This window comes from Streptomyces sp. YS-3 (assembly GCF_045257485.1).
In the GTDB taxonomy this organism is placed as follows: domain Bacteria; phylum Actinomycetota; class Actinomycetes; order Streptomycetales; family Streptomycetaceae; genus Streptomyces.
Window position 1 is genome coordinate 1 of record NZ_JBJHPC010000215.1, and the last position, 11,153, is coordinate 11,153.

Annotated in this window: 9 protein-coding genes; 7 read left to right on the plus strand and 2 right to left on the minus strand. The window is 69.4% G+C overall.

What is annotated here, in order from left to right; genetic code table 11:
* The coding region (locus ACJA3G_RS18770) for a hypothetical protein (RefSeq protein ID WP_406554158.1) at positions 1 to 1,004 on the minus strand (1,004 nt) is incomplete at its 3' end.
* 368 nt (positions 1,005 to 1,372) lie between these two features.
* Here ACJA3G_RS18770 and ACJA3G_RS18775 point away from each other — a divergent pair.
* Positions 1,373 to 1,702, plus strand: a complete 330-nt coding sequence (locus ACJA3G_RS18775) for a WhiB family transcriptional regulator (protein WP_406554159.1) — start codon at positions 1,373 to 1,375, stop codon at positions 1,700 to 1,702.
* A 128-nt stretch (positions 1,703 to 1,830) separates the two neighbouring features.
* Complete coding sequence (locus ACJA3G_RS18780) at positions 1,831 to 2,472, plus strand: hypothetical protein (protein ID WP_406554160.1); 642 nt, start codon at positions 1,831 to 1,833, stop codon at positions 2,470 to 2,472.
* A gap of 70 nt (positions 2,473 to 2,542) precedes the next feature.
* Here ACJA3G_RS18780 and ACJA3G_RS18785 read toward each other — a convergent pair whose 3' ends face one another.
* Positions 2,543 to 3,367: a helix-turn-helix domain-containing protein gene (locus ACJA3G_RS18785; protein ID WP_406554161.1), complete on the minus strand. Its 825-nt coding sequence runs from the start codon at positions 3,365 to 3,367 to the stop codon at positions 2,543 to 2,545.
* 214 nt (positions 3,368 to 3,581) lie between these two features.
* Between ACJA3G_RS18785 and ACJA3G_RS18790 the strand changes: the two genes are divergently transcribed.
* The 5 genes from ACJA3G_RS18790 to ACJA3G_RS18810 form a co-directional block, all read left to right on the plus strand.
* Complete coding sequence (locus ACJA3G_RS18790; protein WP_406554162.1) at positions 3,582 to 3,782, plus strand: hypothetical protein; 201 nt, start codon at positions 3,582 to 3,584, stop codon at positions 3,780 to 3,782.
* Positions 3,783 to 4,196: 414 nt separating this feature from the next.
* Positions 4,197 to 5,801, plus strand: coding sequence for a glycoside hydrolase 43 family protein (locus ACJA3G_RS18795; RefSeq protein ID WP_406554166.1), 1,605 nt, complete (start codon positions 4,197 to 4,199; stop codon positions 5,799 to 5,801).
* Between the two features lie 53 nt (positions 5,802 to 5,854).
* The gene (locus tag ACJA3G_RS18800; protein WP_406554163.1) at positions 5,855 to 7,867 is read left to right on the plus strand and encodes a non-reducing end alpha-L-arabinofuranosidase family hydrolase; all 2,013 of its coding nucleotides are present in this window, start codon (positions 5,855 to 5,857) and stop codon (positions 7,865 to 7,867) included.
* A gap of 805 nt (positions 7,868 to 8,672) precedes the next feature.
* Positions 8,673 to 10,133 carry a phenylacetate--CoA ligase family protein gene (locus tag ACJA3G_RS18805; protein ID WP_406554164.1) on the plus strand — a complete coding sequence of 487 codons (1,461 nt, stop codon included), beginning with the start codon at positions 8,673 to 8,675 and terminating at the stop codon, positions 10,131 to 10,133.
* The coding region (locus ACJA3G_RS18810) for a hypothetical protein (RefSeq protein WP_406554165.1) at positions 10,130 to 11,153 on the plus strand (1,024 nt) is incomplete at its 3' end. The genes ACJA3G_RS18805 and ACJA3G_RS18810, both read left to right, overlap by 4 nt.

Below are 11,153 nucleotides of genomic sequence, written 5' to 3' on the forward strand. Positions count from 1 at the left end.
TCCCCGCCGTCTCCACCGTCGGAGCCCCAGCCGTCCGAGCCGCCCGCCTCGTTGTCCTCACCGCCGCTGCCCAGGTTGCTGAACCAGGGGCGGCCCCAGGAGTCGTCGGTGGCGACCGGCTCGCTTGCGCTGGTGTGCGAGCGCTGGAGCCGGAAGCGGGCCGTGCCCGTGGTGTCGCCCAGGCCGAAGGTGACGGCGAAGGCCTGCGCCATGACGGCGTCCAGCGGGTTGGGGCTCTCGTAGTGCACGGGCGCCAGGGGCAGCAGTACCGTGCCGGGGTCGAGGTCGGGGCGGCGCGGCGGTCGCTCCAACAGGGCTACGCGCTGCCCGTCGCGCAGCAACCAGGAGCTCATGGGGCTGGCCCGGCGCAGCTCCCAGGTGCCCTGGGGCAGCCGCGCCTGTGCGTAGCTCTTGGACTTGCGCAGCTTCCTTTTCAGGACGAGGACGGCCGGTACGTCCCCGACGGTCATCCGGAGCCCCTGCGCCTGGTCGGTGTTGCTGCTCAGGAAGCCGCGTGGCGCCCGTATGCGTACGGTCGGAGCGCCCGGCCCCCACACGTCCACGCGGACCAGCCGCCGGTCCACCGCCACCCCCACCTGGCCGGCGGGTCCGGGGGCGTACCGGCGGGCCATCCACAGCGGCACGCCCTCCACCCGCGCCTGCTCGGCCAGGGCGGTCAGCTGCGCGGGGCCGCCACAGTGCCGTACCGCCAACTCACCGAGCTGCTGGGCGAATTCGGCTGTCTGTCGGACTTTGACGAGCGTGGTGGTGCCGGTGACGCGGGTGACCGGGAGGATGCCACTGCCTGCGGGCAACTGGTCCAGCGGACGTTCCGTGCCGCCGCCGCCGAGCCACTGCCCCCGCTGGAACGCCTCGGCCATGGCCGCCAGGTTCAGCTCGCCCAGCGACGTGACGTGGCCGCCGCGCCGCAGGTCCTCCTCCGTCAGCTCAACGGTCCGTGCCAGCGGATTCCATGACCGTTCCGTATAGAGCGCCTGGCTCATGCCATCTCCCGTTTCCGTGCAGTGCAGCCACCGAGCCTATCGAGCCTCAGGACGCGTTCGAACGGCGTGCGGTTTCGCTGGGGGCCGCTGACTCGGGCGACGGCTGACCTGGGCAGACTGGCGACGCGTGGTTGTCGTGGTGGGTTTCATGGTTGCCGGCAGGGGTGTCAGGGGTGTGAGCGATGCTCGGTTGCTCGACTCGGCGTGGGTCAAGGGACGGTACGGGCATTCGTCAAGGTCCCCTTCACTCATAGGGGTTGTCGCGGTACGAGGGTGCCCCATGCCCCCTCGCGCGTGCCGTACGGTTTCCTGACTGCGCCTGCCCAGGGGAGCCCGGCGGGCCGGACCGGGGAGAGGACTGCATCGGGGTGGTTGGGGACGATCAGGAGACCTGGGCTGCGCGAGCAACCTGCCGTACCGCGGAACCGGACGAACTGTTCGTCGAGGGCGCGGCACAGAACAGGGCCAAGGCCGTCTGCACGGGCTGCCCCGTGCGCACCGAGTGCCTTGCCCACGCCCTGGACGAGCGCATCGAGCACGGAATCTGGGGTGGCATGACCGAGCGGGAACGGCGGGCCCTCCTGCGGCGGCGCCCCCTGGTCACGTCCTGGCGCCGCCTGCTCGAAGCCGCCCGATCGGAACACGAGCGGAACACGGCTGCTGACGATGGAGGGGCGCCTTGGGAGGCCACCGGATGACAGGACGTCGAAGGGTGGGGCGTCCGTACGAAGCCTGCGCGCTGAGGCCGTAAGCTTGCTCTGACCTGGTCTTGAGCGCGCGGTGGGCGGATGCGGGCCGTAGTGGGCCGAGTGTCTATGCTGCTCTGATGGCTGTAGTGGACATGAAGAAATCGCAGGGCTCGACCGTGGACCGGGGATCGTATTTCCTGTTCACCCTCGTCGTGATGGGGCTCGGTTGGGTCATCGCCGCGGCCAATACGGGGATCTCGTATCTCGCGTTGGGCATGGACGTGATCCCGATCATCACCGGCTTCATCGGGTGCTTGGTCTTCGTGATGGCCCTGCGCTTCCTGCATTGCGCGTGGTGGCTCGCCTTCCTCTCCTTTGCGCCGGCCGTGTTCGTGCTCGTGGGCTCGGTCCAGTACGCCCCGGAAGCGGCGCTCGACAACCGAGGGGTGCGCCAGACCGTCCGTATCGCCGCCGACAGCGCCGCCGACGGTGACTCGAACCACCGCTTCACCCTCATCGGCCCGTCGGGTCAGCTCAAGTCGACCCTGGACTACGACGGGGACCACCCGAAGTGGAAGGTGGGCGACCGCGTCGAGGTCGTCAGCGACCCGAAGAACGTCGTCCCGATGGAGGCGGCCTCCGACGTCGACCCTGGCAGCCAACTCGCCACTCTCCTGATGGGCGTCGCCGGATGGACCGGCATTACCCTGCTGGCCGGGCAGCGCGGTTTCGTACGACGTCGCGCCGGTCGGCGTCCCGTATTCGAGGACATCGACTGACACGGACTGACTGGGGCTGACACGGACTGACACCGACTGGCATCGAACGAGCCGCGCCGGTCGGTGGCCCTCATCGCCGCTGTCTCGCCACATAGTCGTCCAGCGTCTCCAGCGCACCCCAAGCGCGGTCGAACATGGACGCGAAGTGGGCCAGGAATACCGGCCCTTCGACGCTGAACCCGGTGAGCTGCTGGCGGCCGGCGCCGGAGAAGGAGAGGAAGGTGACGGAGTCGTCCAGCAGGCCCGTGTTGTACCAGGCGCAGGAGCTGTTCCAGGACATCACCCGGGCCTCATAGGCGTACACGTCCCTGATCTCCGCCTGGTGTTTCTGCAGCCAGGCCAGATACGTCGGCGGGGGTACGCCGTCGCGCTCCGGAACGCCGATGATGCGTCGCACGCTCGTCGACTCGCCGGCGTGTTCCCTGGCCCACTGCAACACCGCCTCGTAGTAGGTGGCCACCTCCGAGGAGACCCAGTGGTCGGGAGGGTGCAGCCGTACGTACGTGAGGCGGATCTCGCGGCGGGCGGCGCGAAGGCGGTCGGTGGCGGCCCGGTAGAAGGCCGGGGCGTCCGCGTAACAGATCATCTGGGCTTCGTGTGTGCGCGGCGGAGGGTCCCCTGAAGGGTGTTTCAAGTCATCCTGTTCGGTTCGGACCGTGCGCCAGAACTCCTTCCACCACTCCCAGTCCCCGCCCAGGGCGGTGACCAGCCGACGGGTGAGCATCTCACTGGGCAGTCGGTGGCCGTTGAGCGCTTCCGAGACCGTTGCCTGACTGCACTGGGCTCGGGCGGCGATCGTCCTGAGCTGAGGATCGCCCGCGCCGATGCGCAATCGTCGCAGCTCGGCGGCGAACCGCTGCACGGGTGACAGTGACCCGCGTGAGTAGTCCTCCACGCCCCCTCCAGTGCCTGACAAGAACCGGATGGCCGAGATACTCGCACTTCGCGCACCGGGGGCGTGGAACTTCACTGAATTCAGCTGAAGAAGACCGAACTTCTGGTCCCTTTCCCGGTCCCTCGAAGCTCGTGGGATTCCGTGGACGGCGGGCACGGCGGCCGGTCGAATAGGGGATGACTCGGTTCAAGAGCCCCAGGAAGGTGAGATGCACATGTCCATGGACATCGCGGGGTCACTCCGCCGCCACTATTCGACCTTTTTAGCCGTTCTGGTGACGGGTGTCATCCTGATCACGCTGGGCGGGGGGACCTCGCCGTACACGACGATCTGGCTGAACTGCGTGCTCGGCGTCGCCAGTCTGGTCAGCGCCTACGCCCTGGCGCCAGCGCCACCGTCGACCGGCAAGCTCTGACGGGCGGCCTATGCGGGGGTGGACGGGGGCGTCGGACAAGGGATGACCCCCGTCATGGGTGCGCTGGTGCCGTGCAGGTGCTACCCATAGCGGCGTTCGAGATTTCGGTTCACTTTCGGTCCAGTTTCGGAAAGCTGAGTCTCTTTCAGCGGTGCTGGAGAGCGGCCGGTCAGCCGTCTCGGCGCGTCTGATCGGCAAGGATCAGGCCCCGTGCGGTCGACCGTCCTACCCGTCGGCTTCTCGAAATATTTCGGAGCTATAACCGAATCATGCGAGAGATATTGACGGGAGCTGTCGGCCTCGTATGATCCCTGGTGATCGATGAGTCGACTGGTGTTCGCAATACCGAACGTCGCGGGATCAATCCACTGACCCAGGCGCGCCGCGCCCTCGCAGGGGGATCGACACATGGATATGTCATGCTCTGATCAAATACCGGGTCGGCGCCGGGTCCTGGCCGTCGCCACCGGTCTGGCCGCCGGCGCCCTGCTTCCCCACACCCCGGCCCACGCGGCTGCCGCGACGTTCACGAATCCGGTGATCTGGCAGGACTTCGCGGACATCGACGTCATCCGTGTCGGCACCATCTACTACGCCTCGGCGTCCACGATGCACTACTCGCCGGGCGCACCCGTCCTGCGCTCGTACGACCTGGTGAACTGGGAGATCGCCGGCCACGCGGTGCCCCGCCTGGACTTCGGCGCCAAGTACGACCTGAACGGCGCCCGGGGCTACGTCCGGGGCGTCTGGGCATCGTCACTGGCCTACCGGCCGGGCAACCGGACCTTCTACTGGCTCGGTCAGATCGACTTCGCCAGGACGTACGTCTACACCGCCACCGCGGTCGAGGGGCCGTGGAGCCGTCTCACAGCCATCAGCACGCCGTACTACGACGCGGGGCTGCTGGTCGACACCGACGACACCCTGTACGTGGCGTACGGGAACACCACGATCAGCGTGGCCCAGCTCTCGCCCGACGGCCGCAACCAGGTCCGCAGCCAGCCGGTGTTCACCGCGCCGTCCAGTGTCGGAACCCTTGAGGGCTCCCGCTTCTACAAGATCAACGGTCAGTACTACATCTTCCTGACCCGTCCCGCGAACGGACAGTACATTCTCAAGTCGTCGAGCGGTCCCTTCGGCCCATACACGCTGCGGCAGGTCCTCCTCGACCTGCGCGGGCCGATAACCGGTGGCGGTGTCCCGCACCAGGGCGGACTGGTGCAGACGCGGAACGGCGCCTGGTACTACCTGGCCTTCGTGGACGCCTACCCCGGCGGCCGGGTCCCGGTCCTGGCGCCGATCACCTGGACCCCGGACGGCTGGCCCCTCGTCCAACTGGTGAACGGAGCGTGGGGCGCGTCCTACCCCCTGCCGGCCGTGCCCGCCCCCCATCGCCAGGTGGCGCCCATGACCGGCGTCGACGCCTTCGACGGGCCGGGGCTCAAGCCGAGGTGGGAGTGGAACCACAACCCGGACGACACCAAGTGGTCGCTGGGCGACGGACTGACCCTGCGGACCGCGACCGTCACCGGCGATCTGTACTGGGCCCGCAACACACTGACGCACCGCATCCAGGGTCCCACCTCCACCGCGACGGTCCAGCTCGACTTCTCCGCGATGCGGGACGGCGACCGCGCCGGTCTCGCGCTGCTGCGGGACTCCTCCGCCTGGATCGGTGTCAAACGCGACGGCGGAACGACCAGGGTGGCCATGGTCAACGGGCTGACGATGGACGCCAACTGGAACACCACCGGCACCGGTGCCGAGGTCGCGAGCGCCCCCCTCTCCGGAGGCCGCGTCTGGCTGCGCGCGAACGCCGACATCCGCCCCGGCGCGGCACGTCCCGGCACCTTTTCCTACAGCACCGACGGCACCACCTTCACCCGCCTCGGACCCGCTTTCACCATGGGCAACGACTGGCGGTTCTTCATGGGCCACCGGTTCGCCCTCTTCAACTACGCCACCCGGGCACTCGGCGGCGCGGTCCGCGTCCCGCGGTTCGAGCTGTCCACGCCCTGACCCGATCCCACCGAACGCACCACCCAACCCCCCGCCAACGGCAGAGGAGAACCATGAACCCGCTGAAACGGCTCGGCCGTCGCCGAGCCTCCCTGTTATCGCTGCTGGCCGTGGCCGCCCTGGTGACACCCGGGGCCGCGACCGCCGCGCCCCACGCAGTCCAGGCCTCCACACTCGGCGCGCAAGCCGCCCAGTCCGGACGCTACTTCGGGACCGCGGTGGCGGCCGGGCGGCTCGGCGACGGCACGTACACCTCGATCCTGGACCGCGAGTTCAACTCGGTCACCCCCGAGAACGAGATGAAGTGGGACACCACCGAGCGTTCCCGCGGCTCGTTCAACTTCGGCCCCGCCGACCAGATCGTCAACCGCGCGGCGGCCCGCGGTCAGCGCGTGCGCGGCCACACCCTGGTCTGGCACTCCCAGCTCCCCGGCTGGGTCAGCTCCATCACGGACCCGAACACCCTGCGCAGCGTCATGAACAACCACATCACCACCGAGGCGAGCCACTACAAGGGCCGCATCCACTCGTGGGACGTGGTCAACGAGGCCTTCGCCGACGGCGGCAGCGGCCAGCACCGTCCCTCGGTGTTCCAGAACCTGCTGGGCAACGGCTTCATCGAACAGGCCTTCCGCACCGCACGCTCGGCCGACCCCGCGGCCAAGCTCTGCTACAACGACTACAACATCGAGGACTGGAACGCCGCCAAGACCCAGGGCGTCTACCGCATGGTCCGCGACTTCAAGGCGCGGGGCGTGCCCATCGACTGCGTCGGCTTCCAGTCCCACTTCGGCGCCGGCGGCCCGCCGTCGAACTTCCCGACCACCCTGGCGAACTTCGCCGCCCTCGGCGTCGACGTCCAGCTCACCGAACTCGACATCGCCCAGGCCTCACCCGCGGCCTACTCGAACACCGTGCGGGCCTGCATGAACGTCGCCCGCTGCACCGGCATCACCGTCTGGGGCATCCGCGACAGCGACTCCTGGCGCAGTGGGGAGAACCCGCTGCTCTTCGACCGCAACGGCAACAAGAAAGCGGCCTACCAAGCCGCACTGACCGCACTGGGCGGCAGGGCGGCGGTGACCGGCGCCCCGGAGCCCAGGTCCGCCGCCGCGCTCCCCTCGTCCTTCCGCTGGAGTTCGAGCGGATCGCTGATCGCCCCCAAGCCCGACGCGACCCACAACATCGCCGGGATCAAGGACCCGTCGGTCGTCTACTACAACGGCAAGTACCACGTGTTCGCCAGCACGGCGAGCGCCGCCGGATACAACCTGGTGTACCTGAGCTTCTCCGACTGGTCGCAGGCCGGCTCAGCCACCCACCACTACCTGGACCGCACGGCCATCGGCCCCGGGTACCGGGCCGCGCCGCAGGTCTTCTACAACGCGCCGCAGCGCCTGTGGTACCTCGTCTACCAGACCGGCAACGCGTCGTACTCCACCAACCCGGACATCAGCAACCCCAACGGGTGGAGCGCGCCCCGCAACTTCTACGCGTCGATGCCGGACATCATCCGGCAGAACATCGGCAACGGTTACTGGGTCGACATGTGGGTGATCTGCGACAACGCCAACTGCTACCTGTTCTCCTCCGACGACAACGGACACCTGTACCGCTCGCAGACGACCGTCGGCCAGTTCCCGAACGGCTTCACCAACACCGTCATCGCGGCCCGGGACTCCAGGAACGCGCTGTTCGAGGCGAGCAACGTGTACAAGGTGCAGGGCAGCAACCAGTACCTGCTCCTCGTCGAGGCCATCGGATCCGACGGGCGGCGCTACTTCCGCTCCTGGACCTCGGGCAGCCTCGCCGGGTCCTGGACACCGCTCGCCGCCTCCGAGAGCAACCCCTTCGCCCGGGCGAACAACGTCACCTTCCCGGCGGGTGCCTGGACCCGGGACATCAGTCACGGTGAGATGATCCGCGCGGGCTACGACCAGACGCTGACGATCCCCTCCTGCCGGCTTCAGTACCTGTACCAGGGGCTGAACCCCAACGCGGGCGGCGACTACAACTCCCTGCCGTGGCGACTGGGCCTGCTCACCCAGACCAACTCGGCCTGCTGACCGACCGAAGCCACGCATGGGCCCCGCGCCGTTCGCGCGGGGCCCATGTTCCGTGGTCGGGACGGCTCACTGGGCGGTGAGCGTCCACAGCGGGTCGGCGCTGCCTCCGTAGGTCCACGGTTGGGTGAGGGAGCCCGGGCCGACGTCACCGCCGCCTTCCACGACCAAACCGGTGGTGCGGTTGGCGATCGTGCAGCCGTGCCGTCCCGTTGAGCACCTCGACGCGATGCGAGCGGTGGCGGACCGGGCTGCTTCGCCCGCATTTATCACTCACACGAGCCAGTTGTCCGCGGACAAACCCACTTGTCCGGCGGCGTCGCTCGGCCGACCTGCGTGAATCACTTCCAGCCGCGCGGCCAACTCCACCGCCCGGCAGGGTGGGGGCAACCCGAGGGACGACCGTCGCTACATGGGTTCGCTGCAGATCAACAACTCGAATGGCACCGCGCGTTGTGTCGGCTGCATCCCGACGTGGGACTTCAGCGGCGCCGACGTCGTCGACCCGGGCACCGGCGACATGCACTGCTGACCACAGGCTGCCGTGGCCGGGCGCGCGCCGCGATCTCCCTGCGGCACGGGAACGCGTCGGTCCCGGCGGAACCAGAAGATCAACCCAACCCAAGGAATCCACGGAGGAACCATGATCTCGCTCATCATGCGCTACGGGCGCTATGCGCTCAGCACGATGGCCGCCGCTGCCTTCACGAGCGGCTGACACCGGGCACGGGAACGTCACTGACTGAACCCGAGCGGGTGGCCGGTGCTCCACCGGCCACCCGCGCCAACCGGAGGGAGGCCGAGGCACGTGTTCGGGACCATGGTCCGCCAGCTCCAGTACGGCACGCGGATGCTGCGCGGCGGGCGGCTGAACGTGCGCGGGCTGCAAGGCACCGTCGCCGATCTGCGGGCGACGATCGAGGAGTTCGGCGAGCCCGGCGAGGAAGCCGCGGTGATGCTGCCCGGCGGCACGGAACCGGATCCGGAGATCCAGCGGACGATGGCCGAGCGCCGACTGAAGCTGACGGTACGGCATGCCGCCGCCCACGTTCCGTACTACCGCCGCCTCTTCGCCGAACTGGGCCTGAGCGACCGTGACATCTCCCTCGACACCCTCGCGCTTCTGCCGCCGACACCCAAATCGGCGCTGCGCGCCGCGTCGGCGGCCTTCGTCTCCGAGCGCTCGGAGCCGGTCCTGCTGGCCCAGACCACCGGCACGACCGGCACGCCGACGGGTGTGTGGTTCTCGCAGTACGAACTCGAACTCGCCGCCGCACTGTCGGCCATGTCGTTCCTGATGGGCTCCGCCCTGCGCAGCAGACACATCGTGCTCAGCACGATCAGCTCGCGGGCGACCCTGGCCAAACTCAACGTCCAGCGCGCCCTGGCGATGGTCGGCGCCGGATTCGTCGCCATGGGGACGGTGGACCCCCGGATCATCATCGACAGGCTCGCCACCCCGATGCGGCTCCCGGGCAAGGAACCCCAGGTCACCCACCTCATTGTGACCGCATCCGCGCTCGGCGGCCTCGTCCAGACCGCGGAACGCGACGGCTGGGATCCCGCCGACTTCGGTCTGCGGCAGATCCTCGTCGGGGGAGAGGTGCTCAGCGATCCGCTGCGCCACCGCGCCGAGGAGGTGTTCGGCGCGCAGGTCATCGACACGTACTCGATGACCGAGACGATGCCGACCGCCGGGCTGGCCTGCGAGGAAGGGCACCTGCACCTCTCGGCCGAGCAGGCCCACATCGAAGTGCTCGACCCGGTCACCCGCGCCCCGGCCGGCCCTGGCGAGGCCGGCACGCTGGTCGTCACGCCGTACACGCAGTACCGCGACACGACGCTCCTGCTGCGCTACGACACGGGCGACCTCGTCCGACGCCTGCCGGGCACCGAGCCACCCACCTGTTCGCTGCGCGGCATGCCCGCCACCTCGCGGATCCTGGGGCGGCACAGCAACGGCCCCGCGGAGCTGAATCCGCGTGCCGTTCTCGACCGTCTCCAGGCCGAACGGGAGCTTCCGCTGCCCACGCGGTACGCGCTGTCCGCAGGCCCGGACGGCCCCCGGCTGTACGTGGTAGCGCACCGCCCGTCCGCGGCGCTGCTGGGCAGGGTCGAGGAACGGTTCAGCGATCTTCCCCTGAGCGGCGTGGTCCTGCTGGAGGATCGGGACGAACTCCCCGAACCCTGCCGCGTCAGGGCGGATCTGATCGAGCACAGCTTCGAGCTGCCCTCCCCGCGTCGCCGGCCGGTACGGAGTGCCCCATGAGCAAGCTCGCCCAGGCCCTGACCCTGCTTGCCTCGCTGGCGACGGTCGTCGCTCTCGCCGCGCTGTACCTACGACACGTCCGTATGCCACGCCCGCCCGTGGGCCGTTTCGTCCGCTCGGACATCGCGGTGATGACCGCCACCCTGGTCTCGATGCCCTTCCTCTATCTGCATCTGCCGCGGGTCCTGGTGACGTGTGCGTTCGGGGTGGTCTTTCTGGGCGCGTGCTCCCTGGCCCTCGCCCCGGTCATGGGCGGGCGGCGCAGCGCGGCCGTGACCTTCACCCTCGGTGGGTTCATCCTCGCCACGCATCTGGCGGGATGGGTGCCCGCGCGGATCGCCGGAGGTGATCTGCTGCTGGCCCTCGCGGTGATCGGGGTCAGCAATCTGTGGGCCCAGACCGGTATGACGGCCGGGCAGGTCGCGGTGCTGGCCGGCCTTCTCGCACCGTACGACCTGCTGGCCACCGGGTTGACGTCGGTCACCGAACGTCTCGTGCACCACTTCTCGGGCATGCCGCTGGGGCCGATGCTCGCCGTCAACGACGGCACCTCGCCGATCGGGGCGGGCCTCGGCGACTGCCTGATGCTGGCGCTCTGGCCACTCGTCGCCGCCAAGGCCTTCGGGCGGGCGGCCGGCGGGTGCGGGGCGATCGTCGGACTGTGCGTGGTGTCCGTGGTGCTCGCGGGCGCTGTCACAGGCCGGGTTCACGGCGGTGTACCGCTCCTGACGGGGCTGGGGCCGTGCATCGTCGCGCAGTACGCGTACTGGCGTGCTCGCTGCGGCCCCGAGCGCCGTACGGTCGAGTGGCGCGGGAGGGCTGTGGAGCGGCCCAGTGACCCCTTCCGGGGGCAGGATGTGGCCGTCGCCCTGGCGATCGCCGACCAGCACTCCGACGCGGGATGGCTGGCCGTGGCCGAGGGCCGAGTGGTAGGCCGGGCCCCTTCCCCGGGCGGCGCCCGCCGCGCGGCCCGCGAGGCGGGGCACGCCGCCGTACCGGTGGTCGTCGCCGTGCGGCCAT

Bases quoted from the DNA above. Each gene is read 5' to 3' on its own strand.
- ACJA3G_RS18795 (WP_406554166.1), top strand. From the start codon at position 4,197: ATGTCATGCTCTGATCAAATACCGGGTCGGCGCCGGGTCCTGGCCGTC.
- ACJA3G_RS18780 (WP_406554160.1), top strand. From the start codon at position 1,831: ATGGCTGTAGTGGACATGAAGAAATCGCAGGGCTCGACCGTGGACCGG.
- ACJA3G_RS18790 (WP_406554162.1), top strand. From the start codon at position 3,582: ATGTCCATGGACATCGCGGGGTCACTCCGCCGCCACTATTCGACCTTT.
- ACJA3G_RS18800 (WP_406554163.1), top strand. From the start codon at position 5,855: ATGAACCCGCTGAAACGGCTCGGCCGTCGCCGAGCCTCCCTGTTATCG.